The sequence below is a fragment of the Bradyrhizobium zhengyangense genome (genome assembly GCF_022012435.1).
In the GTDB taxonomy this organism is placed as follows: domain Bacteria; phylum Pseudomonadota; class Alphaproteobacteria; order Rhizobiales; family Xanthobacteraceae; genus Bradyrhizobium; species Bradyrhizobium zhengyangense.
In genome coordinates this window covers 149,634-175,733 of sequence record NZ_JAKLUA010000007.1, presented here as the reverse complement: position 1 = coordinate 175,733, position 26,100 = coordinate 149,634, and the positions used below count along the sequence as shown (strand labels likewise).

The 26,100-nt window shown below is 64.5% G+C and carries 24 protein-coding genes; 18 read left to right on the top strand and 6 right to left on the bottom strand.

From position 1 onward, the window contains the following. Positions 1-2 precede the first annotated feature (2 nt). The 6 genes from L6637_RS22385 to L6637_RS22360 all read left to right on the top strand — a co-directional run bounded on the left by L6637_RS22385 (position 3) and on the right by L6637_RS22360 (position 5,752). Complete coding sequence (locus L6637_RS22385; protein WP_237864494.1) at positions 3-485, top strand: molybdenum cofactor biosynthesis protein MoaE; 483 nt, start codon at positions 3-5, stop codon at positions 483-485. Continuing rightward, on the top strand, positions 485-1,444 hold the full coding sequence (gene prmB / locus L6637_RS22380) for a 50S ribosomal protein L3 N(5)-glutamine methyltransferase (RefSeq protein WP_237864495.1): 960 nt from the start codon (positions 485-487) through the stop codon (positions 1,442-1,444). Before L6637_RS22385 ends, prmB begins: the two co-directional genes overlap by 1 nt. A gap of 78 nt (positions 1,445-1,522) precedes the next feature. Beyond that, a complete protein-coding gene (locus tag L6637_RS22375) occupies positions 1,523-2,110 on the top strand; it encodes a phage holin family protein (RefSeq protein ID WP_237864496.1) in 588 nt (195 codons plus the stop codon). After that, a complete protein-coding gene (locus tag L6637_RS22370) occupies positions 2,110-3,240 on the top strand; it encodes a YihY/virulence factor BrkB family protein (RefSeq protein ID WP_237864497.1) in 1,131 nt (376 codons plus the stop codon). Before L6637_RS22375 ends, L6637_RS22370 begins: the two co-directional genes overlap by 1 nt. Before the next feature lie 154 nt (positions 3,241-3,394). Then, a complete protein-coding gene (locus tag L6637_RS22365; RefSeq protein WP_237871982.1) occupies positions 3,395-4,882 on the top strand; it encodes an EAL domain-containing protein in 1,488 nt (495 codons plus the stop codon). A 15-nt stretch (positions 4,883-4,897) separates the two neighbouring features. Further along, a complete protein-coding gene (locus L6637_RS22360) occupies positions 4,898-5,752 on the top strand; it encodes a TIGR01459 family HAD-type hydrolase (protein WP_237864499.1) in 855 nt (284 codons plus the stop codon). A 68-nt stretch (positions 5,753-5,820) separates the two neighbouring features. Here L6637_RS22360 and L6637_RS22355 read toward each other — a convergent pair whose 3' ends face one another. Next, complete coding sequence (locus L6637_RS22355; protein WP_027551917.1) at positions 5,821-6,216, bottom strand: response regulator; 396 nt, start codon at positions 6,214-6,216, stop codon at positions 5,821-5,823. Positions 6,217-6,448: 232 nt separating this feature from the next. Here L6637_RS22355 and L6637_RS22350 point away from each other — a divergent pair, with 232 nt between their 5' ends. The 7 genes from L6637_RS22350 (at position 6,449) to arfB (ending at position 15,458) form a co-directional block, all read left to right on the top strand. Then, positions 6,449-7,420, top strand: coding sequence for a bifunctional riboflavin kinase/FAD synthetase (locus tag L6637_RS22350; protein WP_237864500.1), 972 nt, complete (start codon positions 6,449-6,451; stop codon positions 7,418-7,420). Between the two features lie 205 nt (positions 7,421-7,625). Beyond that, the gene (gene ileS / locus L6637_RS22345) at positions 7,626-10,634 is read left to right on the top strand and encodes an isoleucine--tRNA ligase (protein WP_237864501.1); all 3,009 of its coding nucleotides are present in this window, start codon (positions 7,626-7,628) and stop codon (positions 10,632-10,634) included. A gap of 10 nt (positions 10,635-10,644) precedes the next feature. Then, a complete protein-coding gene (gene lspA, locus L6637_RS22340; RefSeq protein WP_237864502.1) occupies positions 10,645-11,139 on the top strand; it encodes a signal peptidase II in 495 nt (164 codons plus the stop codon). Between the two features lie 101 nt (positions 11,140-11,240). Beyond that, the gene (locus L6637_RS22335) at positions 11,241-11,966 is read left to right on the top strand and encodes a hypothetical protein (protein ID WP_237864503.1); all 726 of its coding nucleotides are present in this window, start codon (positions 11,241-11,243) and stop codon (positions 11,964-11,966) included. A 193-nt stretch (positions 11,967-12,159) separates the two neighbouring features. Continuing rightward, positions 12,160-13,554: a M16 family metallopeptidase gene (locus L6637_RS22330; RefSeq protein ID WP_237864504.1), complete on the top strand. Its 1,395-nt coding sequence runs from the start codon at positions 12,160-12,162 to the stop codon at positions 13,552-13,554. Next, positions 13,551-14,924, top strand: coding sequence for a M16 family metallopeptidase (locus L6637_RS22325; RefSeq protein WP_237864505.1), 1,374 nt, complete (start codon positions 13,551-13,553; stop codon positions 14,922-14,924). The genes L6637_RS22330 and L6637_RS22325 overlap by 4 nt, the downstream gene beginning before the upstream one ends. 117 nt (positions 14,925-15,041) lie before the next feature. Then, positions 15,042-15,458: an alternative ribosome rescue aminoacyl-tRNA hydrolase ArfB gene (gene arfB / locus L6637_RS22320; RefSeq protein WP_237864506.1), complete on the top strand. Its 417-nt coding sequence runs from the start codon at positions 15,042-15,044 to the stop codon at positions 15,456-15,458. Positions 15,459-15,515: 57 nt separating this feature from the next. On the opposite strand, the gene L6637_RS22315 is transcribed toward arfB, so the two are convergent. Beyond that, positions 15,516-15,866: a hypothetical protein gene (locus tag L6637_RS22315; RefSeq protein WP_237864507.1), complete on the bottom strand. Its 351-nt coding sequence runs from the start codon at positions 15,864-15,866 to the stop codon at positions 15,516-15,518. A 250-nt stretch (positions 15,867-16,116) separates the two neighbouring features. Between L6637_RS22315 and mutL the strand changes: the two genes are divergently transcribed. Then, entirely contained in the window at positions 16,117-17,931 is a 1,815-nt protein-coding gene (gene mutL, locus L6637_RS22310) for a DNA mismatch repair endonuclease MutL (RefSeq protein ID WP_237864508.1), read from the top strand. A 1-nt stretch (position 17,932) separates the two neighbouring features. Here mutL and rsmD read toward each other — a convergent pair whose 3' ends face one another. Together rsmD and L6637_RS22300 are read right to left on the bottom strand one after the other, a co-directional pair. Then, entirely contained in the window at positions 17,933-18,490 is a 558-nt protein-coding gene (gene rsmD, locus L6637_RS22305) for a 16S rRNA (guanine(966)-N(2))-methyltransferase RsmD (protein WP_237864509.1), read from the bottom strand. 1 nt (position 18,491) lies between these two features. After that, a complete protein-coding gene (locus L6637_RS22300; protein ID WP_237864510.1) occupies positions 18,492-20,546 on the bottom strand; it encodes a pseudouridine synthase in 2,055 nt (684 codons plus the stop codon). A gap of 119 nt (positions 20,547-20,665) precedes the next feature. Between L6637_RS22300 and L6637_RS22295 the strand changes: the two genes are divergently transcribed. After that, the gene (locus L6637_RS22295) at positions 20,666-21,124 is read left to right on the top strand and encodes a nucleoside deaminase (RefSeq protein ID WP_092230031.1); all 459 of its coding nucleotides are present in this window, start codon (positions 20,666-20,668) and stop codon (positions 21,122-21,124) included. On the opposite strand, the gene L6637_RS22290 is transcribed toward L6637_RS22295, so the two are convergent. Together L6637_RS22290 and purD are read right to left on the bottom strand one after the other, a co-directional pair. Further along, on the bottom strand, positions 21,121-22,026 hold the full coding sequence (locus L6637_RS22290; RefSeq protein ID WP_237864511.1) for an alpha/beta fold hydrolase: 906 nt from the start codon (positions 22,024-22,026) through the stop codon (positions 21,121-21,123). The two genes, L6637_RS22295 and L6637_RS22290, sit on opposite strands and share 4 nt — an antisense overlap. A 216-nt stretch (positions 22,027-22,242) precedes the next feature. After that, positions 22,243-23,526, bottom strand: a complete 1,284-nt coding sequence (gene purD, locus L6637_RS22285) for a phosphoribosylamine--glycine ligase (protein ID WP_237864512.1) — start codon at positions 23,524-23,526, stop codon at positions 22,243-22,245. A 371-nt stretch (positions 23,527-23,897) separates the two neighbouring features. Between purD and L6637_RS22280 the strand changes: the two genes are divergently transcribed. The 3 genes from L6637_RS22280 to L6637_RS22270 all read left to right on the top strand — a co-directional run bounded on the left by L6637_RS22280 (position 23,898) and on the right by L6637_RS22270 (position 26,085). After that, positions 23,898-24,875: an Abi-alpha family protein gene (locus L6637_RS22280; RefSeq protein ID WP_237864513.1), complete on the top strand. Its 978-nt coding sequence runs from the start codon at positions 23,898-23,900 to the stop codon at positions 24,873-24,875. 177 nt (positions 24,876-25,052) lie between these two features. Then, complete coding sequence (locus L6637_RS22275; RefSeq protein WP_237864514.1) at positions 25,053-25,553, top strand: AbiU2 domain-containing protein; 501 nt, start codon at positions 25,053-25,055, stop codon at positions 25,551-25,553. Between the two features lie 16 nt (positions 25,554-25,569). Continuing rightward, positions 25,570-26,085 carry a hypothetical protein gene (locus L6637_RS22270; protein WP_237864515.1) on the top strand — a complete coding sequence of 172 codons (516 nt, stop codon included), beginning with the start codon at positions 25,570-25,572 and terminating at the stop codon, positions 26,083-26,085. The last annotated feature ends 15 nt before the right edge of the window (positions 26,086-26,100 follow it).

Here is a 26,100-nt window from a genome sequence, read left to right as displayed (position 1 = left end):
CCATGAGCTCCCCTGTCGCCACCTGCCCCATCGCGATCCGCATCCAGGAGGACGATTTCGACATTGCGCGCGAGATCGCGGTCCTGACCAAAAGCCGCACCGACATCGGCGCCGTCGTCAGCTTCTCCGGCATCTGCCGCGCCGATGAGGATAGTTCGAAGATAGCAGCGCTCACGCTCGAGCATTATCCCGGCATGGCGGAAGAAGAGATCAAGCGCCACGTCGACGAGGCCATCTCGCGTTGGCCGCTGAACGGCGTCACGGTCATTCATCGCGTCGGGCGATTCGAGCCCGGCCAGAACATCGTGCTGGTGCTCGCCGCCTCGCAGCACCGCCGCGCGGCATTCGAGGCAGCCGAGTTCTTGATGGATTATCTCAAGACCAGCGCCCCGTTCTGGAAGAAGGAAGAGAGCGCCACCGGCACCGGCTGGGTCGAGGCCCACGCCCGTGACGACGAGGCCGCTGCACGCTGGGCCAAATCCTGATGGCAAAAGCATCCAAGACGCCCGCGCGCGGCCGCGCCGCGCCGAAACTCGCGAAGGTCGGCCGCGGCGAGTTGCTTACGCTGATCGATTTCGTCCGCTATGGGGTGAGCCGCTTCAATGAGGCGAAACTGGCCTTCGCCCATGGCACGACCGATCCGGTCGCCGAAGCTGCCTTCCTGGTCTGCGAGGCCCTGCATCTGCATCCCGACCAGTTCGAGAGCTTTGCCCATGCGCGCGTCACCGCGGCGGAGGGCAAGACCCTGCTCGATCTCATCCATCGGCGCGTCACGACGTGCAAACCGGCCGCCTATCTCGTCAACAGGATCTACATGCGCGGCCTGCCCTTCTATGTCGACGAGCGCGTCATCGTTCCGCGCTCCTTCATCGGCGAGCTCCTGGATTCGCATTTCGGCGGCGACGGCGAGGTGGGCTCGCTGATCGACGATCCCACCGCCGTCGAGCGCGTGCTCGATCTCTGCACCGGCTCGGGATGCCTTGCGATCCTCGCTGCGTATCATTTCCCGAATGCTGTGGTCGATGCGGTCGATATCTCCAAGGGCGCGCTCGAAGTCGCCGCGCGCAATGTTGCCGATCATGGCCTCGATGAGCGCATCACGCTCCATCGCGGCGATCTGTTCGCGCCGCTCGGGGATAACAAATACGATCTGATCATCACCAACCCGCCCTATGTCGACGCGGAAGGCATGGCGGCGTTGCCGCCGGAATGCCGGGCCGAGCCGAAACTTGCCTTCGACGGCGGCGCCGACGGTCTTGATGTGGTCCGCCGCATCCTGCGCGATGCACCGGATCATTTGACGCCGCATGGCGGCCTGATCTGCGAGATCGGCCGCGGCCGCGAACTGGTCGACGAGGCCTTTTCGGAACTGCCCCTGCTCTGGCTCGACACTGAGGACTCCGAGGGCGAGGTGTTCTGGATCTCGGCCGCCGATCTCGGCTGATCGCGCGCACGCGCGGAACAAGTCAAATTCCGCAACGTTCATCTCCCGACGAAGTTCTCGTTCTCGGAGGATGTCCGCATGCTCGCGCCATCGGGCGAATTGCTGCGCGCCGGCATGGCGCTGAAACTCAACCATCTCAAGCGCGCCGCGCAGTCTTATCTGCGCGACCGCACCAGCCAGACGACCGGGCGCGTGACATCCTATGCAGTCGCTGCGGGATTGTTCGCTGTGGCCGGGCTGTTCGTGATCGCGGCCTTCTTCGTCGGCCTGGTCGCGCTGTATCGCTGGGTGGCTATCACCTACGGGCAATTCTGGGGCTTTGGTGCCGTCGCAGCGGTACTGCTGGTGCTGGCCGCAATCTGCGCCGGGGTGGCGATGGCGCAAATGAACCGCCGGACCAAGCCGATCGTGCCGCTCGCCAGCCGGATGCGCGTGGCGATCGCGACGCCGCGGATCCCGCGCGGAACGGTCAAGCAGGCGGTGAGAGAAGTGGCGACGACGATTCCGCTGGTGCCGCTCGCACCGGGCGAACGCGGCCGTGAAGGCAGCGGCTCTTCGGCTCGCACCATCAGGCCCGTGCAGCTTGGCCTGATGCTTGCGGCTCTCACCCTGGTCGGCTTCACGGCGGCGCGCCGGCGGCGCCCAGCCCGCAGACAGGATGCATGATGCCGGCGCGGCAGACCGAGCAATTCGACAGCTGGCTGCTGGTCGCCGCCACAGCCGTGTTCGTGCTGACCGCAGAGCGCTATTTCCAGGAGTCCGGGTTCATCCGCCCGGGACCACCTCAAGACCATCGCAACAAGGAAGCGAACTCACCGGAAACGAACCCGGCAAGGGCGGCTATGCAGCCGGGCCATGGCCGTGGCTCGAAAAGCCCATTCGCAATTCCCTGGGCGGGCTGGAAGGATATTTTCTGGCGTACCTATCAGCGCATCGACGACGATCGTCTGCTCGCCACCGCCGGCGGCGTGGTGTTCTTCGGACTGCTCGCGATCTTTCCCGCAGTGACCGCGCTGGTCTCGTTTTACGGACTGTTCGCCGATCCCTCGACCATCAGTGGCAATCTCCAGACGCTCGCGACGATGCTGCCGGAAGGTTCGTTCCAGATCGTCGCGGACCAGGTCGCGCGGGTGGTCTCCAAGGGAAACACGGCACTCGGCGCCACCTTCCTGTTCGGCTTCGTGCTGGCGATCTGGAGCGCCAATGCCGGGGTCAAATCGATCTTCGACGCTCTTAACGTCGCCTATGAGGAGCGCGAGAAGCGCGGCTTCATCAAGCTGAACCTGATCTCCCTGTCGTTCACGGTCGGCGGCATCCTCGCACTCCTGCTGATGGTGGCCGCCGTCGTCGCCTTCCCGCTCGCGCTCGATCACCTCGGCATTCCGCCGGACAGCAAGCTGATCGTGGCGCTGGCGCGCTGGCCGCTGCTGCTCGTCGTCCTCCTGGCGGCGCTCGCCATCCTCTACCGCTTCGCGCCGAGCCGTGACGCGCCGCGCTGGGAATGGCTGAGCATCGGCGCGGTGACCGCCGCCCTGCTCTGGATCGCAGGCTCCGCGCTGCTGTCCTGGTATCTGTCGGCCTTTGCCAATTACAACGCGACCTACGGCTCGCTCGGGGCGGCGATCGGCCTGATGACGTGGATGTGGATGTCCGCGATCGTCATCATGTTCGGCGCCGAGCTGAACTCGGAGATCGAACGGCAAACGCTGCGCGATACGACGACCGGACGGCCCAAGCCGCTCGGCAGCCGCGAGGCGGTCTCGGCCGACACGGTCGGTGCCGCCGCGCCGTCCTGACTGTCACCACGCGCGCCTGCGCCCCGCTATCCCCTCGAATCAACAATGATGTTAAGGTCATGCATGCCTAGGGGAGCATGAGGCGCGACGGGTGCGAATGGCAGCCCGTGTTTTCCCGGGTGAGGCAGTCAGCTCTTGAGGCATAACGCGCGGCATGATTCGCATTTCGACGATCTTCATCGCCATCTGCATGGTTCTGGTCGCGGCATCGCTCGGGCTCGTGCTCTACTCGGTCGCCGGCATCAACGGAACCGAATCCGCGATCGTGGCGCTGACTGCGCTGACCTTCCTGATCCTCTACAACGCGGTCTCGATGCGGCTGCGCGACCGCAGCGACGTCGGCGGCCAGATCGCCGACCTCTCGCGCGGCACCGCCGACCTCGCCCGCCAGGTGGCCGAGTTCGGACGGCGGCTCGCTGCGATCGAGGGCCGGATCGCCTCGTCCAACTCGACCAATTCGGATCGGGTCCAGTCGGTGGTCAGCGAGATCAACGAGCTCGGCGGGCTGGTCAGGCAGCTTGCCGCCACGGTGTCGACCCATGAGGACCTGCTGGCCGGTCATGCGCCAGCGCCGGCTGCTGCTCCGGTCGCAAGGCCGGCGGTGGAAGCGCCAATCGACCTGATTGCCCCCTTCGATGAGCGACCGGCGGCTCCTCCTCCGCTTCCTGCAGCGCCGCCGCGGCCGACGCCGCCGGCGGTCCCGCCCCAGACCGCCAGCGCCGTTCATGCCGTCAACGGCCGCAACCAGACCCAGATGCTGGCGACGCTGCGCAGCGCCATCGACGAGAACCGCATCGACATATTCCTCCAGCCGATGGTGACGCTGCCGCAGCGCAAGGTCCGGTTCTACGAAGCCGTCATCCGGGTGCGCGACGAGCGCGATCAGCTGATTGCCGCCGAGGAGTTCATCAGCCTCGCCGAGGCCTCCGGGTTGATCGGGCGGATCGACAACATGGTGTTGCTGCGCTGCGTCCAGGTGCTGCGTCGGCTGATGGTGCGCAACAAGGAAGTCGGCGTGTTCTGCAACGTCGCGGCTTCGACGCTCGGCAATTCCACCACCTTTGCGCAATGCCTCGATTTCCTCGAGGCCAATCGCGCGCTGGCACCGTCGCTGGTGCTTGAGTTCAAGCAATCGACCTTCCGCGCGCTCGGTCCGGCCGAGACCGAGAATCTGGCGGCGCTGGCGCAGCGCGGCTTCCGCTTCTCGATTGACCATGTCACGGACCTCGGGATCGAGCCGCGCGAGCTCGCGGACCGCGGCGTCCGCTTCATCAAGGTTCCGGCGTCACTCCTGCTCGACCCGAAGCAGGCTTCAACCTCGGACATTCACCCCTCCGACCTGTCCGACCTGCTCGGCCGCTTCGGCATCGATTTGATCGCGGAGCGGATCGAGGGCGAGCGCGCAGTGGTCGACCTGCTCGACTATGACGTGCGGTTCGGCCAGGGCTTTCTGTTCGCGCCGCCCCGGCCATTGCGGCCCGAGGGCCCATCTGCTACCGGCGGGGCGTCGCCAAACCAGGCGCAAGATATTCAGGGATCCAATGGTTCCGGTACGCCCAGCCCAAGCGGAACGTCAGCCGCGACGCCTGCTGCCCCGTCACAGCGCATCACCGGCAACGCAGCGCTCGCGCGCCGCGTCTGATCGGCCGCGCGCGTCATGACCACGCTGCATTTTGCCCAAAGCCTGCGCGAGCTCGTCGGCGGCGTCGATGTCGTGCTCAGCGACATCTGGGGCGTGGTCCATAACGGCCTGGAAGCCTTCCCCGAGGCCTGCGAGGCGCTGCACACCTATCGCAGCCACGGCGGTACGGTGATCCTGATCACCAACGCGCCGCGCCCGGCCGACTCGGTGCAGCGGCAATTGCGTAAGCTCGGCGTCGCCGACGAAACCTACGACGCCATCGTTTCCTCCGGCGATTTGACGCGGCTCTATGTCGCCGAGCATCCCGGCCGCAAGATGTTCTGGCTCGGCCCCGAGCGCGACAATTCGATCTATCGCGGCCTCGATACGACAACTGCGCCGCTCGAAGAGGCCGACTACATCGTCTGCACCGGCCTCTATGACGACGAGACCGAGACCGCGGAAGACTATCGCGGCATGATGCTGAAAGCGCGCGAGCGCAAGCTGACGCTGGTCTGCGCCAACCCCGACATCGTGGTCGAGCGCGGCGACCGGCTGATCTATTGCGCCGGGGCGATCGCGGAGCTGTACCGCGAGCTCGGCGGCGAGGTGATCTTTTACGGCAAGCCGCACCGGCCGATCTATGAGCGCGCGATGGCGCTCGCCGGCGAGCGCCAGGGCCACACGATCGACCGGAAGAAGGTGCTGGCGATCGGCGATTCCGTCCGCACCGACCTCACCGGTGCGCGCGAATTCGGCATCGATTGCCTGTTCGTCACCCGCGGCATCCATGCCGAGGAGTTCGAGGGCCTCGACCAGCTCGATCCCAAGTCGGTGATGGAATTGTTCGGCCACCCGCCGAAGGCTCTGATGCGCGAATTGAAGTGGTGACCTCCGAAATGCAAAAAGCCCGGGACGATCGTCCCGGGCTTTCCAAATTCAGCTGATGGCTTTGACGCTTACGCGCTCGCCATGTCCGGGAAGACCGCCTCGATCTTGGTCTTCAGCGTCGCCGCGTTGAACGGCTTGACGATGTAATTGTTCACGCCGGCCTTCTTGGCCGCGATCACGTTCTCGGTCTTCGATTCCGCCGTGATCATGATGAAGGGCGTGGTGGCGAGGTTGGGATCTGCGCGCACTTCGCGGAGCAGGTCGTAACCCGTCATCGGCTCCATGTTCCAGTCGGAGATCACGAGGCCGTACTTCTTGCCGCGCATCTTGTTCAGTGCCGCCGAACCGTCGCTGGCATCATCGATATTATCGAAGCCAAGCTGCTTCAGCAGATTCCGGATGATACGGATCATGGTGCTATAATCATCCACCACCAGAACCGGCATCGACAAATCAACCGCCATCTCGACTCCCCCAACGCATACCCAGGAATATCTAAAATCGGACCTGACGGACCGCGGCCCCTCAGTTCCATCTCCCAAGCACTAGCACCAAGGCGTTAAACAGCGCGTTAACTGGGGTGGCCTGCGACCGACCGAAATGAGGCTCCTTGCGGCGCCCCCCCCTCCCGCTTGACTTCATCCGCCGGGTCACGCCACGGTCCCCGCCGGTCCCGCCGGCTCGAGAATTCCCCTGATGGCCCCGCAATTTACCGTTATCCGCGATACCACGCCGGATTCTGCCATCCTGAAGGGCGCGGTGGTCGCCATGGGCAATTTCGACGGGGTCCATCTCGGGCACCGGGCCGTCATTGCAGCAGCCCTGGAAATGGGCCGGGCGCATGGCCGGCCTGCGCTGGCACTGACCTTCGAGCCGCATCCACGCCGGTTTTTCAGCCCCAACACCCCGCAATTCCGCCTGACGGACGAGCGCGCCAAGCTGCGGCTGCTGGCCGGGACCGGGCTCGCCGGCGCCGTGGTCATGACCTTCGACAAGGCGAGAGCCGGCACCACAGCGCAAGATTTCATTCACCATGAGCTGATCGGGCGCCTTGGCGTCAGCGGCATTGCGGTCGGTTACGACTTTCATTTCGGCAAGGGCCGGGTCGGCTCGCCAGGCCTGCTGGTGAACGAGGCCCCCCGGCTCGGCATCGAGGTCGACGTGCAGCCCCATGTTGATATCGACGAGCGGCCTGTCTCCTCCAGCGCCATCCGGATCGCGCTCGCGGAGGGACTCATCGACGAGGCCACGACCATGCTGGGCGCGCCCTGGTTCGTCACCGGCGAGGTCATCCACGGCGAAAAACGCGGCCGCGACCTCGGCTATCCCACCGCCAATATCCGGCTCGATGCGAATTGCGGCTTGAAGCACGGAATCTACGCCGTGCGGGTCGGTCGCGGCACCGAGCGGCTGAACGGGGTGGCGAGCTTCGGTCGCCGCCCGACCTTCGATAATGGCGCGCCGCTGCTGGAAATCTTCCTGTTCGACTTCAAGGGCGATCTTTACGGGCAGGCGCTGGACTGCGCCTTTGTCGGCTTCATCCGCGAGGAGCTGAAATTTGGCGATATCGACGCCCTGATCCACCAGATGGACGAGGATTCCGCCCGGGCCCGCGCCATGCTGGCGGCCGCCCCCGACGCGTTTCCGCGGCTCGGGATAGTCGATTAAGGGCCCAAAGCCTCGCCCGCCGGACCTTTGCGCTTCCCCCGTTCGGCTGCTATGGAGAGCCCATGTTTGCGCGGCGCATCATAGGGATTAGCAGCCCGGCTTCCGCCTGAGCCTCAAGGCTCGGCGCAAGACCGGGATTTGGTCGTTTCACCCCGCGATTCCGCATCGCCATCCGTTCCCGCGCCATTCCGAGCCAGTCAGCCTCATGTCCGAAAAGCCGCAAAAGTCCCCAAAGTCTGAAGCCAAAGACTATTCCAAGACCCTGTTCCTGCCGCAGACCGAATTCCCGATGCGCGCCGGCCTGCCGCAGCGCGAGCCGGAGATCCTCAAGCGCTGGTACGAGATCGGCCTCTACGAGAAGCTGCGCGAGACCGCGAAGGGCCGCGACAAGTTCGTGCTGCATGACGGCCCGCCCTATGCCAACGGCAACATCCACATCGGCACGGCGCTGAACAAGATCCTCAAGGATCTCGTCACCAAGAGCCAGCAGATGCTCGGCTTCGATTCGAATTACGTGCCCGGCTGGGATTGCCACGGCCTGCCGATCGAGTGGAAGGTCGAGGAGGAGAACTATCGCAAGAAGGGCAAGCAGAAGCCCGATTTCCGCGACAGTGCCGCGATGATCGATTTCCGGAAAGAGTGCCGCGCCTACGCCACGCACTGGCTCAACGTGCAGCGCGAGGAGTTCAAGCGGCTTGGTGTGATCGGCGACTGGGCTCATCCCTACGCCACCATGAACTATCCGGCTGAGGCCCAGATCGCGCGCGAACTGATGAAGTTCGCCGCCAACGGCACGCTCTATCGCGGCTCCAAGCCGGTGATGTGGAGCGTGGTCGAGAAGACCGCGCTCGCCGAGGCCGAGGTCGAGTATGAGGACTACACCTCCGACATGGTCTGGGTGAAATTCCCGGTGACCTCGCCGGCGCATGGCGCGCTCGCCTCGGCGAGCGTCGTGATCTGGACCACCACGCCCTGGACGCTGCCCGGCAACCGCGCCATCTCGTTCTCGCCGAAGATCGCCTATGGCCTCTACAAGGTCACGGACGCGCCCGCCGACAACTGGGCCAAGACCGGCGATCTCCTGATCCTGGCCGACGGGCTCGCCGAAGAAGTGTTCAAGCAGGCGCGCGTGACCGCTTATGAGAAGGTTCGCGACATCCCCGGCGATACCATGGACGCGATCGAATGCGCCCATCCGCTCAAGGGCCTCGCCGGCGGCTATGAATTCACCGTGCCGCTCTTGTCCGGCGACCACGTCACCGACGACACCGGCACCGGCTTCGTGCACACCGCGCCGAGCCACGGCCGCGAGGATTTCGACGTCTGGATGGCGAACACCCGCGAGCTCGACGCGCGCGGCATCAACAGCGCGATCCCCTACACTGTCGACGAGAACGGTGCCTATACCGACCAGGCACCGGGCTTCACCGGCAAGCGCGTCATCAACGACAAGGGCGAGAAGGGTGACGCCAACGAGGCCGTGATCAAGGCGCTGATCGAGGGCGGCAAGCTGCTCGCGCGCGGCCGGCTCAAGCACCAATATCCCCATTCCTGGCGCTCGAAGAAGCCGGTGATCTTCCGCAACACGCCGCAATGGTTCATCGCGATGGACAAGGACATTGCGGAGGGCGGCAAGGCCAAATCCGGCGACACGCTGCGCGCCCGCGCGCTGCAGGCGATCTCGGTGACGCAATGGGTGCCGCCGTCGGGCGAGAACCGCATCAACGGCATGATCGAGGCACGCCCCGACTGGGTGATCTCGCGTCAGCGCGCCTGGGGCGTGCCGATCGCCGTGTTCGTGCGCGAGAAGGGCGACGGCTCCGCCGAGATCCTCCAGGACGAGGCCGTCAACACCCGCATTGGCGATGCCTTCGAAAAGGAAGGCGCTGACGCCTGGTACGCGACGGGCGCGCGCGAGCGCTTCCTTGGATCGCGCGCGAACGAAGGCTGGCAGAAGGTCGACGACATTCTCGACGTCTGGTTCGATTCCGGCTCGACGCACGCCTTCGTGCTGGAAGACCCCGTGCAATTCCCCGGTCTCGCCGGCATCAAGCGCAAGGTCGACGGCGGCACTGATACCGTGATGTATCTCGAAGGCTCGGACCAGCATCGCGGCTGGTTCCACTCCTCGCTGCTGGAGAGCTGCGGCACGCGCGGTCGCGCGCCCTACGACATCGTGCTGACCCACGGCTTCACCCAGGCCGAAGACGGCCGCAAGATGTCGAAGTCGCTCGGCAACACCATCGAGCCGCAGGCCGTCATCAAGGAATCCGGCGCCGACATCCTGCGGCTCTGGGTCGCATCCTGCGACTACACCGACGACCAGCGCATCGGGCCCGAGATCCTGAAGAACACGGTCGAGACCTACCGCAAGCTGCGCAACACCGTGCGCTGGATGCTCGGCACGCTGCATCATTACAAGCCCGCCGACGCCGTCGCGGACGCCGAGATGCCCGAGCTCGAACGGCTGATGCTGCACGAGCTCGCGCTCCGCGCAGAATTGGTCCGCAAGGCCTATGAGACGTTCGACTACAAGAGCGTGGTCGCGACCCTGTCCGCCTTCATGAACAGCGAGCTCTCGGCGTTCTATTTCGACATCCGCAAGGACACGCTCTATTGCGATCCACCGTCCTCGCTGACGCGCAAGGCGGCGCTGACCACGATCGACCTGCTGTGCAATTCGATCCTGAAATGGCTGGCGCCGGTCCTGAGCTTCACCGCGGAAGAGGGCTGGCGCATGTACAGGCCGGATGCCGAACCGTCGGTGCATCTGACGCTGTTCCCGGAAGGCCTCGAAAAGCTCCGCGACGACAAGCTCGCCGCGAAGTGGGAGACCATCCGCAACGTCCGCCGTGTCGTCACCGGGGCGCTCGAGCTTGAACGTGCTGCCAAGAACATCGGCTCCTCACTCGAGGCCTCGCCGGTGATCTATGTCGCCGACCGCCGCATGCTGGCGACATTGTTCGACACCGATCTTGCCGAGATCTGCATCACCTCGAATTACGAGGTGCGCGAGGGCGAAGCGCCCGCCTCTGCATTCCGCCTCGATGCGGTGCCCGGCGTCGCGGTCGTGGTCGAGAAGGCCGTCGGCACCAAATGCGCCCGCTCCTGGAAGATCTCGCCTGCTGTCGGCGAGGACGCTGAATATCCCGACGTCACCCCGCGCGACGCCAAGGCGCTGCGCGAATGGAAGGCGTTGGGGGTGAGCGTCTGATCGGCCTGCCATGACCCCGCTCCGTGCCGGCATCATCGCGGCCGTGGTGACACTCGTGGCCGACCAGGCCTCAAAGCTCTGGCTGCTGAACGGCTTCGACCTTGCCCGCCGGGGCGTGGTCAAGGTGACGCCGTTCTTCGACCTGGTGCTGGCCTGGAATATCGGCATCAGCTTCGGCTGGCTGCAGAACGACAGCCAGTCAGCACAGATCGCGCTGATGGCGGTGAAGGTCGTTGCGGTGATTGCGCTGGGAATCTGGATGGCGCGGTCGCAGACCTACCTCGCCACCGTCGCACTGGGGCTGATCATCGGCGGCGCCATCGGCAATGGCATCGACCGCTTCGTCTATGGCGCGGTGGTCGATTTCGCCCTGTTTCACATCGAAATCGGCGGAAATACCTATAATTGGTACGTTTTCAACCTCGCGGACGTGGCCATCGTTGCTGGGGTGGCGGCCCTATTGTATGATTCCTTCCTGGGGGTACCCGCCGCAAAAGCGCCCTGATCCCGGCCGATACGGGCCGGAGGCGGAACCTTGCTTGGCGAGGCGTGATCGCGCGAGACGCGGCGAGATTGCTACTGCCACAATATGGAACAGGTACAGGTATGCGCAGCTTCGAAACCAGCGGTTCGATCGGTCGAGACGCCCGGCGGGGTCTTTGGCTGGCGCTGAAATTGTCAGCTGTCGCACTCGGCATCGGTCTCGTGATGTCGGCAGGCCCGGTCCGCGCCGGCGACGACGATGACGACGACGACATGACCTTCGAAGAGAAGCTCATCGACAATCTGATGTCCGGCATCGGCGCCAAGAGCATGGAGAAGAAGGGCATCGAGTACCGCGAGCGGTCACCGCTGGTGGTCCCGCCGAAGCTCGACCTGCCGCCGCCCAGCTCTGAAGCCAAGAACGCGCCGAACTGGCCGAAGGATCCCGACGAGAAGCGTCGCCAGGAGGCCATTGCCCAGCGGAAGAAGGTGCCCGGCACCAAGGCGAACGAGTTCTGGAAAATTGGCCAGCCGCTGTCGCCCGCCGAGTTGAACGCCCACAAGTCGGGCCCGCAGCAGGCCAACAATGATCCGCCCCCGCCGGGCAGCAACCCCAACAACCCGACGATGAGCCCGGCCGAGATGGGCTACACCGGAGGTCTGTTGAAATTGTTCAAGGGCGGCCAGCCCGAATCCAAGCAGTTTACGAGCGAGCCGCCGCGCCAATCGCTGGTCGAGCCGCCGCCGGGATATCAGACGCCCTCGCCGAGCTACGCCTATGGCTCCGGAGAGGACACGACGCGCAGGACCTATTTCGACGTCCGATCGGGTAAGGAAAAGGAGCAATAAGCTCCTCGGCCGCCGCCCGCAGGCGCGCGCACGCCGCAATCGTCCGGTATAGGCCGGATGCGGCAGATGACCTATTTTTAAGTACAACTCGCCGGCGTTCTCTGCTTCGTGACCCGAAGCTCAAAGCCGCGCGGTGTAGCATGCCGCGCTTTCACGCCTGGACATCAGGGTCCGGGCTTTCACAAGGATCGTGATGTCCTCACACCGATCGATTGCCTGCCTCTTCGTCGCGCTGCTCTCGACATCTGCCCTCAACGTCGGCAGCGCATTCGCCCAGACGACGGTCACCTCCGCGCCGCCCGCGAGCTTCACGCTTCCAAACGGCCTCCAGGTCGTGGTGATCCCGGATCACCGCACGCCCGTGGTCACCGAGATGATCTGGTACAAGGTCGGCTCGGCCGACGAGACGCCAGGCAAATCCGGCCTCGCCCACTTCCTCGAACATTTGATGTTCAAGGGCACCGAGAAGCACCCCGTCGGCGAATTCTCCCAGACCGTGCTCCGCGTCGGCGGCAACGAGAACGCTTCGACCTCGGTCGACTACACCAACTACTACCAGCGCGTGACGAAAGAGCAGCTCCCGACCATGATGGAGTTCGAGGCCGATCGCATGACGGGCCTCGTCCTCAAGGACGAGAACGTGCTGCCCGAGCGCGATGTCGTGCTCGAAGAGTACAACATGCGCGTTGCCAACAGCCCCGACGCGCGCCTCAACGAACAGATCATGGCCGCGCTCTATCTCAATCATCCCTATGGCCGGCCGGTGATCGGCTGGCACCAGGAGATCGAGAAGCTCAATCGCGAGGACGCGCTGGCTTTCTATCGCCGGTTCTACGCGCCGAACAATGCGATCCTGGTCATCGCCGGCGACGTGGAGGCCGCCGATGTGCGTCCGCTGGTCGAACGCAATTTCGGCCCGATCCCGGCCCAGCCGGCGATCCCCGCTCGGCGCATCCGCCCACAGGAGCCGGAGCCAGCGGCGCCGCGCACCGTCACATTGTCCGACCCGCGCGTCGAGCAGCCGAGCCTGCGCCGCTATTATCTGGTGCCCTCGGCGACGACCGCCGCGGCTGGCGAGAGCGCTGCGCTCGACGTGCTCGCGCAGTTGATCGGCAGCGGCAGCAACTCCTATCTCTACCGCGCGCTCGTCGTCGACAAGCCGCTCGCAGTCTCCGCCAGCGCCAGCTATTCCAGCATCTCGCTGGATCCGACCCAATTCGCGATCTCGGCTTCGCCGAAATCAGGTGTCAGCTTTGCTGAAGTCGAGCAGGCCATCGACCGCGTGATCGCCGACGTTGCGCAGAACCCGATCCGTGCCGAGGATCTCGAGCGGGTCAAGACCCAGCTCATCGCGGAGGCGATCTACGCCCAGGACAATCAGGCGGTGTTGGCACGCTGGTACGGCGGCGCACTGACCACGGGCCTGTCGATCGAGGATATCAGGAGCTGGCCCGACCGCATCCGTGCCGTCACCGCCGAGCAGGTCCGTGAAGCTGCGCAAAAATGGTTCGAGAAGAACCGCTCAGTGACCGGCTATCTGATCAAAGACACCAGCACCGCTGCCAAGCGTGAGGAGAAGCGTTCGTGACCTATCCTTTCCTTCGCGCGCGCCACGTTGCGCTCTCCTTCGTCACCGGCGCTGCGCTCGCGCTCGCCTCGGTCTCGCCGTCGCAGGCGGCAGCAAAGATCCAGCACCTGGTGTCGCCGGGCGGCATCGAAGCATGGTTCGTCCAGGACGCGACCGTGCCGCTGATCGCCATGGAATATTCCTTTGCCGGCGGCTCGGCGCAGGACCCCAAGGACAAGCCCGGCGTTGCCAATCTCGTCGGCGACCTGCTCGACGAGGGCTCGGGCGATCTCGATTCCAAGACGTTCCATGAGCGGCTCGACCGCCGCGCCATCGAGCTCTCCTTCAGCGCTACCCGCGATACCTTCCGCGGCAGCCTGCGCATGCTGCGCGACAACAAGGACGAGGCCTTCGATCTGTTGCGGTCCGCGCTGACCTCGCCGCATTTCGACACGGTCGATGTCGAGCGCATTCGCTCGCAGGTCATCTCGGGCCTGCGCCGCGACACCACCAACCCGACCTCGCTCGCGAGCCGGAAATTCCTGGAGATGACCTTCGGCGATCATCCCTATGGACGGCAGACCACCGGCACGCTGGAGAGCGTGCCGACCATCACGGTTGCCGACATGAAGGATTATGTCGGCCGTGTCCTCGCCCGGGAGACGCTGAAGATCGCAGTGGTCGGCGACGTCGATCCGGCGACCTTGGGCAAACTGCTCGACCACACGTTTGGCAGCTTGCCTGCCAAAGCCACCCTGGCACCGGTCCCCGACGTCGAGGCTGCAAAACCGCCGCAGCGTGCCTTCGTGCCGCTTGACGTGCCGCAGACCGTGATCACCTTCGGCGGTCCCGGCGTGATGCGCAGCGATCCGAACTTCATGGCGGCCTATGTCGTCAACCATATCCTCGGTGGCGGCGGCCTGTCCTCGCGGCTTTACCGCGAAGTCCGCGAGAAGCGCGGGCTGGCTTATTCGGTGTTCGAATCGCTGCTCTGGATGGAACATTCGGGAATCTTCATCGGCAACACCGGCACCCGCGCCGACCGTGCCGGCGACACCATGGATGCCATCGAGAAAGAAGTCCGCCGCATCGCCGACGAGGGTCCGACCCAGAAGGAGCTTGATGAGGCCAAGTCCTACCTCAAGGGCTCGCAGATGCTGGTGCTCGACACCTCCTCCAAGCTCGCACAGGCGCTGCTGCAATATCAGCAGGACAAGCTGCCGATCGATTATATCGAGAAGCGCAACGCCATCGTCGATGCTGTGACCCTGGACGATGCCAAGGCCGCGGCCAAGCGGCTGTGGAGCCAGGGGCTCCTGACGGTCATCGTCGGCCGCGCACCGCAGGCTGCCGCGCAACCGGCGGCGGCACCGGCGACGAAGTCGAACTGACGCCTCCGACGTTACCTGAAATGGCCGGGCTCGCCCGGCCATTTGCGTTTCCGCCATCCCGCCATTGCCGAAGATGGATGTTCCGAGATATGTCCTGATGTCACGAATGGTGCCATCATGCTGCGGATATCCCGCGATCTCGTCATCGACGAGGACGACATCGAGATCGGCTTTGTCCGCGCCTCTGGCCCGGGCGGGCAGAACGTCAACAAATTGTCGACCGCGGCCCAGCTGCGCTTCGACACACGCAAGTTGACCATCCCGGAGGATGCGACGATCCGGCTCGCCCGCATCGCTGGCCAGCGGATGACCAAGGATGGCGTGATCGTAATCCATGCCCAGCGCTTCCGCACCCAGGAACGCAACCGCCAGGACGCTATCGACCGACTCGTCGAGATCCTGACCGAGGCGATGATCCGGCCGACACCACGCCGCGCGACCAAGCCGACGTTTGGCTCCAAGCAGCGCCGACTCGACGGCAAGAAGCGCCGCAGCGACGTCAAGGCCGGCCGCGGCGGTCGCTTCGACGATTGATTGGAAAAAACCTCCGGCCGCCACGCGACCGGAGGTTGGTTTACTCAGATCTCACGCTCAGTAGCGCTTGCCGTTGGTGGTCGCCCCGCCGGGAGCCGACCCGTCGGTGGCGCTCTTATGCGTGGCACTGCCCGTGGTGCCGACCGCGCCTTTCGTGCCCTTCGCTGGCTTCATGCCCGTTTGGCCCGCACCGCCCGACTGTGCTTCCAGCTCCTCCTCGCTATTGCCTGCGACGCCACCTTGCGTCGTCTTGCCCTGCGCGCCGCCATGCAACTTGCTGTCGGACGACATTCCTTGCGCGAGAACGGGGCCCGCAAGCAGAGCGGAAAGCGCGCAAGCGATCACTGAGGTCTTCACCAACTTCATCCATGTCTCCTGGATTTTATTCGCGATGAGCGGTTCGGCCATTCCCCACGCCGTTCGTCTGGACCGGACCGCCCCGTCGCGCAAAGAGCTGAACGGCGCGATCGCGATGCAAGCCGGGCCGTGTGGTCATCGTTTAGGGATTTCGCGGCGCTTTCGCGGAATTGTGCTCCTCATATGCGGCGGCAAGGAACACGTGCGTGCTGAAAATCCAGATCTGATATGTGGGTAGCAGGACTTATCCCATGCATTTGAGTTCCGACGGGGATAAACTGCGCCGTCATTGAGCGAATCCATGCCCGTCCGTCAGCTTCCAGAACAGGTCGTCAACCGCATCGCCGCCGGCGAGGTGGTCGAGCGCCCGGCGAGCGTGGTCAAGGAGCTTGTCGAGAATGCTATCGATGCCGGCGCGAGCCGCATCGACGTCTTCACCGATGGCGGCGGGCGGAGGCGGATCGGCATTACCGACGACGGTAGCGGCATGACCGCGAAGGACCTTGCGCTCGCCGTCGAGCGCCACGCGACGTCCAAGCTTGATGACGAGGATCTGCTGCAGATCCGCACCCTCGGCTTCCGCGGCGAGGCGTTGCCGTCGATCGGCTCGGTGGCACGGCTCTCGATCACCACGCGGCATGCCAGCGAGCCGCATGCCTGGGCGCTCACTGTCGAGGGCGGCGAAAAGTCCGAGATCATGCCGGCCGCGCTCGCGCACGGCACTCGCGTCGAGGTCAACGACCTCTTCTACGCGACACCCGCGCGGCTGAAATTTCTGAAGACCGATCGCACCGAGGCCGAAGCGATCCGCGAGGTGGTGCGACGGCTTGCGATGGCAAGGCCTGACATTGCCTTCACGCTCGCGGGCGAAGAGCGCGCGCCGGTGACCTGGGCCGCCGCGCTACCCGGCGCGGCCGGACGGCTGACCCGGCTTGGCGATATTCTGGGCGCGGAGTTCCGCAGCCATGCCTTCGAGGTCCGTGCCGAGCGCGACGGCGTCGTCGTCGCCGGCTATGCCGCCGCTCCCGCGCTGACCAAAGCCAACGCACTCGGGCAATATCTTTTCGTCAACGGCCGCCCGGTGCGCGACAAGCTGATCCTCGGCGCGGTGCGTGGCGCCTATGCCGATTATCTGCCGCGCGACCGGCATCCGGTGCTGGCGTTGTTCGTGACGCTCGATCCGCGCGAGGTCGACGCCAATGTTCATCCGGCGAAGACCGAGGTGCGCTTCCGCAACGCCGGCCTCGTGCGCGCGCTGATCGTGCACGGGCTGAAGGAAGGTCTCGCACGCGAGGGCCGCCGCACCGCCGCCAATAGTGGCGAGAGCGCCTTGTCCTCGTTCCGGCCGGCCTTCACGCCGCCGCGTCCTGCAAGCTGGGACTGGCGGGCCTCACCGTCCGCGCCGGTCGCTTCGATGCCGTCATTCGAGGGCCCAGCCGCGCCCGCTTTCGCCGAGCGCGCGCAGGCCGCCTTCGATGTCGGCGCGCCCAGCGCGGACGTGCGGTTTGAGACGCAGCCGGTGACTGATCTCGTCGATCGTCCGCTCGGCGCGGCGCGCACGCAGCTCCACGAGACCTATATCGTGTCGCAGACCCGCGACGGTCTGATCATCGTCGACCAGCACGCCGCGCATGAGCGCATCGTCTATGAGCGGCTCAAGGCGTCACTCGCCGCAAACGGCGTGCAGCGGCAGATCCTGCTGATCCCCGAGATCGTCGAAATGGACGAGGCCACGGTCGAGCGCCTGTTGGAGCGCAGCGAAGAGCTCACATCCTTTGGCCTTGCAATCGAATCCTTCGGCCCCGGCGCGGTCGCGGTACGCGAGACGCCGTCGCTGCTTGGGAAGACCAATGCAGGCGGGCTGCTCCGCGATCTCTCCGAACACATGGCCGAGTGGGACGAGGCGCTGCCTTTGGAACGCCGCTTGATGCATGTCGCCGCCACCATGGCCTGCCACGGCTCGGTGCGCGCCGGCCGCAGACTACGGCCCGAGGAGATGAACGCACTGCTCCGCGAGATGGAGGAGACGCCGAACTCCGGCCAGTGCAATCACGGCAGGCCGACCTATGTCGAGCTGAAGCTCGCCGATGTGGAGAAGCTGTTCGGGCGGCGATGAATTACGCGTTGCGTTTCAAAAACACGAACTCCGTGTCGTCATACGCCCGCCGCTCCAGCTCCTCGAAACCTTCCGGCGTCACGAACTGCGCGGCCTTTGCCTCCTCGACCACCAGCAGCGCGCCAGGCGTGAGCCAGCCACCATCGCGCAAGCTCGCCAACGCCTTCTCCGCAAATCCCTTGCCATAGGGCGGATCGAGAAATACCAGCGAGAACGGCTCGACGGGATGCGCGGGGCCGAGATCGGTCGCATCGCGGCGATAGACTTTGGTGACGCCGCCAAGGCCGAGCGACTCGACGTTGTTACGCAGCAGCGCCCGCGCCTCCGCGCCGTTATCCACGAACAGCGTGAATTTCGCGCCACGCGAGGACGCCTCGATGCCGAGCGCCCCGGTGCCGGCGAAGAGATCGAGCACGCGCGCGTCCTGGATCGGATCGTCATAGGCATGCACGAGGATGTTGAACACGGACTCGCGCAGGCGATCCGCCGTCGGACGGATGTCACGCGAAGACGGTGAGGCGAGATTGCGCCCCTTCAAGCGACCGCCGACGATACGCAAGCTAGTCCTCCCGCGGCGTCAGGTCGCGCTTGCCGTGATAGCCGCGCTTGGGGCGGCGGGGCGGGCCGTAGCCGCTCGCCTCTTCCTCGTTGCGCTCGCGCGCCTCGTCGCTGCCGGTGCGCTGCACCAGCACGCGGCGGCCCTTGCGGTCGGCGATCACGGCGCGCGTGGAGGTCTTTTCGCCCTCGCCTGGGGATTTCTTCGCGACGTCGAACTGCGCGCCAGACTTCTCGATGATCTTGTCGCCGAGCTGATCGCGCAGCACACGCGCGCGGACCTCCTCGACCTGGCCCTCGGGCACTTCTCCGAGTTGGAACGGGCCGTAGGAGACGCGGATCAGCCGGTTCACCTCGAGCCCGAGATGGGCGCAGACGTTACGCACCTCGCGATTCTTGCCTTCGCGGATCGCGAACACCAGCCAGACATTCGCGCCCTGGTCGCGTTCGAGCGTCGCTTCGATCGGACCGTACTTCACGCCTTCAACCTCGATGCCGTCCTTGAGCTGGTCGAGCTGCGCCTGGGTGATCTCACCATGGGCGCGAACGCGGTAGCGGCGCAGCCAGCCGGTGTCGGGCAGCTCAAGCGTGCGCGCGAGGCCGCCGTCATTGGTGAGCAGCAACAGGCCCTCGGTGTTGAAGTCGAGTCGGCCGATCGAGATCAACCGCGGCAGGCCTTCGGGCAGATTGTCGAACACGGTCGGACGGCCCTCGGGGTCGTCATGCGTCGTCATCAGCCCGCGCGGCTTGTGATAGAGGAACAGGCGCGTGCGCTCGCGCTCCGGCAACGGCTTGCCGTCGACCAGAACGACGTCGTTCTTGGTGATGTCGAGCGCCGGCGAGTTGATGACACGGCCGTTGACGGTGACGCGGCCCTGCGTGACCATCTCCTCGGCATCCCTGCGCGAGGCGAGACCGGCGCGCGCCAGCGCCTTGGCGATGCGTTCGCCTTCCTTCTTCGGCTTAGGTGCTTCTTCGCGACGTGGGCGTCCCTCGAAATCCCGATCGCGCGCGCGATAGGCACCGCGGCCACCGAAGGCCGGACGCTTCTCGAAGATCCTGCTCTCATCCTCGTTTTCACGGCGCGGACGATCACCGAAACGGCCTTCGCTGCGCGGATGCTCGTGCCAATCGGAGCGGCCTTCGGGCCGCTCACGCGGACGATCGAATTTGGGACGGTCACGGAACGGACGATCGCCCGATGGACGGTCCTCGCGCGAGCGCGAGAAGCGCGGACGGTCATCGCCGCGACCGCCTTCGCGACGGTCGTCGCGCTTCTGCCAGGGCTTGTCCTCGCCGCGATCGCGGCCGCCGAAATCCTTGCGCGGCCCGCGATCCGGTCCGCCCCGGGAAAACTTCCGGTCCTCGAATTTGCGTTCGGGGCGCTCTCCACGGGGCGCGCGATCACCGCGATCGAAATTCGGGCGGTCGCCACGCGGCTTGAAGCTGCGCTCGCCACGATCCTCGCGCGGCCCGCGATCCCCACGGTCGCGTTCGCGATCCGGCCCGCCGCCCCGCGAAAATTTCCGCTCGCCGTCGAACTTGCGCTCGGGACGGTCGCCGCGCGGCGCATAGGGCTTCTTGTCGCCGAATTTCCTGTCACTGGAGCGGCCCGCCGGACGAAAGTCATCGCGATCCCGGCGCGGCGGACGGTCGTCGCGGCCATAGGACGGACGCTCACCACGCGGCTTGAAGGAGCGCTTCTCGCCATCGCGCGCTCCGCGATCGGAGAACGGGCGGTCGCCACGCGGCTTGAAGCTGCGCTCGCCGCGGCCCTCGCCACTGCGATCGTCGCGCTTGAAGCGGGGCCGGTCGGAAAAATCACGGCGCGGGGCATCGCCCTCCTCGCGGCGGCGGAAGGGTTTACCCTCACGAGGCGGACGGCTGTCGCGGTCGCCACGGGGCGGGCGGCTGTCGTGATCGCCCCTGCCCTCGCTCTTGCCCTCGAAGCCGCGCTTGGCGAATTTCTTCTCGGGGCCGCGCGGCTTGCCGCTGCGGCCACCTTTGGGGGGGCCTCGCCGGCCGCGGGAATCGTTGTCTTTGTCGCTGTCGCGAGGCATGAATAATCTCACTCAGGGGGTGGCCGGAAAGCATTGCGCGCGCTCATTGCGAGCCGCATGCTCAGGCAAATTCGATAAGCACTTCTGCTGAAGGCGCAGCTACTAGCAGGTTTCTTCGGATGATACGAGGCTTGAAAGCCCCCTCTTTCATGGATTTGGCGCTCAAAACGGCCGAAAATGCCGGAAAGGCGGGCGAAGTTCCGATCGGCTGCGTGGTGGTCCGGAATTACGAGGTCATCGCCACCGCCGCCAACCGGACGCTGACCGATTACGACCCCACCGGCCACGCCGAGATCATTGCGCTGCGCGAGGCGGCGAAGAAGATCGGCAGCGAGCGGCTGGTCGACTGCGACCTCTACGTGACGCTGGAGCCCTGCACCATGTGTGCGGGCGCGATCTCCTTTGCAAGGGTGCGCCGGCTCTATTACGGCGCGGCCGACCCCAAGGGCGGCGCGGTGGAATCGGGCGTGCGGTTCTTTGCCTCCCCGACCTGCCACCACGCCCCGGACGTCTACTCCGGGGTCGGCGAGAGCGAGGCGGCGCGGCTGCTCAAGGAGTTCTTTCGCGAGCGGCGCTAGGTCCCTGCGAAGAACGCACGCAGGGCCCGCGCGGTGACGTCGGGGTTCTCCTCGGTGAGGAAGTGGCCGGAGTCCACCGGCTGGCCCTCGACGTTGGTCGCCCACTGCTTCCAGACATCGAGCGGGGTCGCGGCGGCCTGGGCGATGCCGGCGTTGCCCCACAGCGCCAGCATGGGCACGGTGATCTTCTTGCCCGCCTCGAAATCGGCCTTGTCCAAATCGTAGTCGATATAGGCGCCGGCGCGGTAATCCTCGCACATCGCATGGATCCGGGCGGGATCGCGGAACGGGGCGATGTAGTGCTCGAGCGCGCGCTTGTCGATCGCATCCAGATTCTTCGACTTGGTCTGGCTCGCCATCTTGAAGCGCAGGAAGAATTCGCCTTGCCCTGCGATCAGCGTCTCCGGCAGCGGCGCGGGCTGGGCGAGGAACGTCCAGTGATAGATCTTCAGCGCATAGGCGCGGTTCATCCGCTCCCAGTAATTATAGGTCGGCAGGATATCGAGCACGGCGAGCTTCGACAGCCGCCCGGGATGATCGAGCGCCAAACGATACGACACGCGGCCGCCGCGGTCGTGGCCGGCGAGTGCGAAGTGGACGTGGCCGAGGCGCTCCATCATCTCGACCATCGCTTTCGCCATCGCGCGCTTGCTGTAGGGCATGTGCAGCGCGTCGCTCTCGGGCATGTCGGACCAGCCATAGCCCGGCAGGTCTGCGATGATCAGCGTGAACCGGTCGGCGAGCGCGGGCGCGACGCGGTGCCACATCACATGCGTCTCGGAGAAGCCGTGCAGCAACAGCAGCGGCGGGCCCTTGCCGCCGACGCGGGCGAAGATGCGGCCGAACGAGGTGTCGGTCCATTCGGAGGCGAAGCCGGGATAGAGGTCGGCGAGATCGGACATCTTCTGCATCCTTATCTGGTCAGTCTCTGCTCAGTCTCTGCTCAGTCATTGGGGGGCACCTCGACACGAGAATCGAAAACAACCCCATGCACAGTAGCGGTATTATCAGCGGGGTGGCTAAGCCCAACAGCTGATTGCGCATTTCTGGGATGTCGGAGTGGGCCCACAGCTCTGGATTCCGGATCGGCGCGGTGCGCCGTCCGGAATGACAAGGAACTAGCTCTTGGCCTTCTCGGCCTCCACCGCCTGCCAGCCGATGTCGCGGCGGCAAAAGCCTTCCGGCCAGCGGATCAGGTCGACCGCCTGATAGGCGCGCGCCTGCGCCTCAGTCACGGTCGCGCCCAGCGCGCAGACATTGAGCACGCGGCCGCCATTGGCGAGGATGGCGCCGTCCTTCGCGACGGTGCCGGCGTGGAAGATCTCGACGGTGTCGACCTTGGCGGCGTCATCGAGCCCCTTGATCTCAGTGCCCTTCTGATAATCGCCGGGATAGCCCTTCGCGGCCATCACCACGGTGAGCGCGGATTCCGGATACCAGCGCAGATCAAAATTCTTCAGCTGGCCGTCACACGCCGCGAGGAACGCGGGCACGATGTCCGACATCATGCGCAGCATCAGCACCTGGCATTCAGGGTCGCCGAAGCGGACGTTGAACTCGAACAGCTTTGGGCCCTGCGTCGTCAGCATGATGCCGGCATAGAGAATGCCGCGGAACGGCGTGCCGCGCTGCTTCATGCCCGCCACCGTCGGCAGGATGATCTTGGCCATGATCGCGTCGTGGATAACAGGCGTGACCAGCGGCGTCGGCGAATAGGCGCCCATGCCGCCGGTGTTCGGGCCGACGTCGTGGTCGAACACGCGCTTGTGGTCCTGCGCGGAGGCGAGCGGAATCGCGGTCTCGCCGTCGCACAGCGCGAAGAAGCTGATCTCGCGGCCCGGCAAAAATTCCTCGATCACGACTTCAGTGCCGGCCTCGCCAAACGCGCCCTCGAACATCATGGCGATGGCGTCCTCCGCCTCGCGCACTGACTTCGCGACGACGACGCCCTTGCCGGCGGCAAGGCCATCGGCCTTCACCACGATCGGCGCGCCCTGGCTCTGCACGTAGGCGCGCGCGTCATCGGCATTGGTGAAGCGCTTGTAGGCGCCGGTCGGAATGCCGAACTCGGTGCACAGCGCCTTGGTAAAGCCCTTGGAGCTTTCGAGCTGCGCCGGGATCTTGTTCGGGCCGAACGCCTTGATGCCCGCGGCGGTGAGATCATCGACGATACCGGCCGCCAGCGGCGTCTCCGGGCCGACCACGACCAGCTCGACCGCGTTCTTTTTACAGAAATCGATCACGGCCGCATGGTCGGCGACATCGAGCGCCACGCACTCCGCCTCACGCGCGATGCCGGCATTGCCGGGCGCGCACCAGAATTTGGTCACCAGGGGAGAGGCTGCGATCTTCCACGCCAGGGCATGTTCGCGGCCGCCGGAACCAAGCAGGAGAATGTGCATCGAAGGCTCGAAATGAGGGGTTTTGCTGGGGGCCGAGGTCGCACGAATCGGGGTGGGGCTCAAGGGGGATGGGGGCGGACTCCCCGGCATTCCGGGGCGCGGCGAAACCGCGAGCCCGGGATCCGTTGGGCCGCGCGCCATGCGCGCAGAGCGATTGGCAACGCCCCGGAATCTATCTCCGCTTTCGGTGAAATGACGAAGATCGCCGATGCTGAACGCCGCAACGAAGGTTAGGCGAATTTCCGTACATCGCGCAACGTGCATTCTGGAATCGTATGGATTCCGAATTGCATAAGTGCTTGCTTCTGCCCTCCTCTAGGTATTCTAGCTTTCGGAGTGATTCGCCCGATTGCCCATTCATGCGAGGCCCTATGACAGAAAGTGACGCCAACGGCGTTGTTAAGTCAGTGGTTAAGGCGGGTGCGGAGGTCGTCACCGAAGTCGCCAAGGCTGAGCAGGAGACGCAAAAGACCTATCAGCGCGGTTTGGACCTTTTGGGCCGCGTGGGAGGCTATTTAGCAGGGCTGTTTGAGCCCGCATCGCGCGAGCTAAGTCATATCTTTGGCGACCAGATGCGGTTTTGGCGCTTCAAGAACGGAGTGCGTATCCTAGAGAAGGCTCAGACCATAGTTGACGAGCGGGGCCTAAAGCCAGAACAGCTGAAGGCGCTGGGGTTTGGGGAAGGGCTTCTGATTATGGAAGCCGCTTCTCTAGAGGAAGACGAAAGTGTCCAAGAGCTATGGGCACGATTAATGGCAAATGCTGTCGATCCTTCGGCTTCGGTTAAGCCTGAGAAGGTCTACATTGATATCCTGAAGTCTCTTTCGACCAGAGAGGTTTTGTTTCTGGAGCTAATTGCCAAGATCGAAGATCAAAGCCGGAAAAGATTTAAGACCCAGCAAGAGCATCAGACGTTCGTGAACGCGATGAATGCTCTGGCCGATACACATTGGCGGCAGTTTCTCCCCGATGAGCGAGCCATATCCATACAGAACCTTGTGCGTCTTCGGTGCGTGACCTTCCGAGCTAGGTCCGTTGACCTACATAATTTGTTTGGACGCGTCCCTCTCCAAAATGACATGGGCGTGAGTGTCGGGAATTGGGCGGTCGTCAATCCAGATAAGTTTCAGCGAGTACTTGGGGAATTGATCGAGCGCCAACTTGCGGCGAGCGGCATGATGGATTTTCCAACCGGAGGTACATCCACCATCTCCCAATTTACCTTTGGGATGCCGCTGCTCCCTGAAGCAAACTTCATGCTGACGCCCCTTGGAAGTGGCCTTCTAACTGCGTGCAGACGTGAGAACGCACCGGAGGCTTGCACGCAAGAAGCAAACCATGAAGAGTAAACCAAGTCCAAAAACAAAAGCTGCGGAGGAACTCTATCGAACATTCTGCAAGAAAGCTGAGATCATACACCACTTCGCTGAGAACCTAGCGCAGACGCTCGGAGTGTTTCACGGCCTGAACGAAACAGGTCAAAAGCTGAAGCTCGAAGGGAGGCCATCGGCGCGCTAAGCACCATCTTGTTTGACCAGTTGCAGATTATGGTGATCAGACTATGCGCACTATGCGACAACGGCACCAGAAATGATGACGCGTCGCTTGGACAGCTTGTGGAGGACGTGAGCACTTCCGACTTCCAACGATTCTTGATCGACAAGGAAACGCAGTGGCAGCGTGCCGTCGGTCATAGGGCAGGGCCGACCAGAGACATACCGAAGTTGATGCGGGCGCTAAAGGCGCGATGGTCCGCCCTAAAGGCAGAGCAGGACGCCCTAACGAGGACAAAGCACTACCGAAACAAGGTTCTCGCCCACGCCACCACTGGGCTTGATCCAAGCCAGAGGATTCTCATTCGCGATATCTGGCGCCTGTCTCGATTGGCGTTGAGCGTCGCTAAGTACATCAGGCTCTTGTTGGAGGGCGACGAGTGGAACTATCTGGAGCATTCAGAGGACGGCAAGACTTACGGTAGGATGTTGGTGCGTTCGTTACATCGCGACAACAAGGCACGTGGACTTTAGAAAGAGGACGAAACAGATGGCTCTCAGCGAACGACTGAAGATCCTACAAGATGCAATGTCCGCTTACAGCGACATGACGGTCAAGAGCTTCCGCACCATCGAAGCGCTTGGAGATGCCGTCGTGCGGCATCTGCCGATCTATCTAGGTGAAGGGTCTGAAGCGCGGGGTGTACCGCCTGAAGGCGAGTATCGAGAGGAGGTCGGCGACTACCGGGGTGCAAAGTTCAGCACGCATGACAAAGGAACCTTGAGGCTAGCTCCTATCCAGATGGGTGTTGCTGTGGGGATTCCGCGCACAAACGGCAAGGGCAAGTTCTGGCCGCGCGTGGTCCTGGAATTCGAGATGATTGGCGACGCCATAACGGTTAGGATCGGTGACAGCCCGCGCGCGCTTAGAGGCATTCCACTCAACTTCAGCGAAGATGACGTTGAACGGGTCTGTGAGGAGATTCACGAGTACATCAGGGCAGTGCTGGAGAGTCCCGTTAAAGTCGCGACTGCCGTGGGCAAAGGGAAACTTGGCTTCCTCTAGCGCGGGTCGGACGGC

Coding starts and splice junctions, on each gene's coding strand:
- L6637_RS22370 (WP_237864497.1), top strand. CDS start 2,110: ATGCCGGCGCGGCAGACCGAGCAATTCGACAGCTGGCTGCTGGTCGCC.
- mutL (WP_237864508.1), top strand. CDS start 16,117: ATGCCCGTCCGTCAGCTTCCAGAACAGGTCGTCAACCGCATCGCCGCC.
- purD (WP_237864512.1), bottom strand. CDS start 23,526: ATGCACATTCTCCTGCTTGGTTCCGGCGGCCGCGAACATGCCCTGGCG.
- L6637_RS22335 (WP_237864503.1), top strand. CDS start 11,241: ATGCGCAGCTTCGAAACCAGCGGTTCGATCGGTCGAGACGCCCGGCGG.
- L6637_RS22385 (WP_237864494.1), top strand. CDS start 3: ATGAGCTCCCCTGTCGCCACCTGCCCCATCGCGATCCGCATCCAGGAG.
- L6637_RS22300 (WP_237864510.1), bottom strand. CDS start 20,546: ATGCCTCGCGACAGCGACAAAGACAACGATTCCCGCGGCCGGCGAGGC.
- L6637_RS22330 (WP_237864504.1), top strand. CDS start 12,160: ATGTCCTCACACCGATCGATTGCCTGCCTCTTCGTCGCGCTGCTCTCG.
- lspA (WP_237864502.1), top strand. CDS start 10,645: ATGACCCCGCTCCGTGCCGGCATCATCGCGGCCGTGGTGACACTCGTG.
- L6637_RS22280 (WP_237864513.1), top strand. CDS start 23,898: ATGACAGAAAGTGACGCCAACGGCGTTGTTAAGTCAGTGGTTAAGGCG.
- ileS (WP_237864501.1), top strand. CDS start 7,626: ATGTCCGAAAAGCCGCAAAAGTCCCCAAAGTCTGAAGCCAAAGACTAT.
- L6637_RS22365 (WP_237871982.1), top strand. CDS start 3,395: ATGATTCGCATTTCGACGATCTTCATCGCCATCTGCATGGTTCTGGTC.
- L6637_RS22315 (WP_237864507.1), bottom strand. CDS start 15,866: ATGGCCGAACCGCTCATCGCGAATAAAATCCAGGAGACATGGATGAAG.
- arfB (WP_237864506.1), top strand. CDS start 15,042: ATGCTGCGGATATCCCGCGATCTCGTCATCGACGAGGACGACATCGAG.
- L6637_RS22375 (WP_237864496.1), top strand. CDS start 1,523: ATGCTCGCGCCATCGGGCGAATTGCTGCGCGCCGGCATGGCGCTGAAA.
- L6637_RS22295 (WP_092230031.1), top strand. CDS start 20,666: ATGATACGAGGCTTGAAAGCCCCCTCTTTCATGGATTTGGCGCTCAAA.
- L6637_RS22360 (WP_237864499.1), top strand. CDS start 4,898: ATGACCACGCTGCATTTTGCCCAAAGCCTGCGCGAGCTCGTCGGCGGC.
- L6637_RS22355 (WP_027551917.1), bottom strand. CDS start 6,216: ATGGCGGTTGATTTGTCGATGCCGGTTCTGGTGGTGGATGATTATAGC.
- L6637_RS22270 (WP_237864515.1), top strand. CDS start 25,570: ATGGCTCTCAGCGAACGACTGAAGATCCTACAAGATGCAATGTCCGCT.
- prmB (WP_237864495.1), top strand. CDS start 485: ATGGCAAAAGCATCCAAGACGCCCGCGCGCGGCCGCGCCGCGCCGAAA.
- L6637_RS22350 (WP_237864500.1), top strand. CDS start 6,449: ATGGCCCCGCAATTTACCGTTATCCGCGATACCACGCCGGATTCTGCC.
- L6637_RS22290 (WP_237864511.1), bottom strand. CDS start 22,026: ATGTCCGATCTCGCCGACCTCTATCCCGGCTTCGCCTCCGAATGGACC.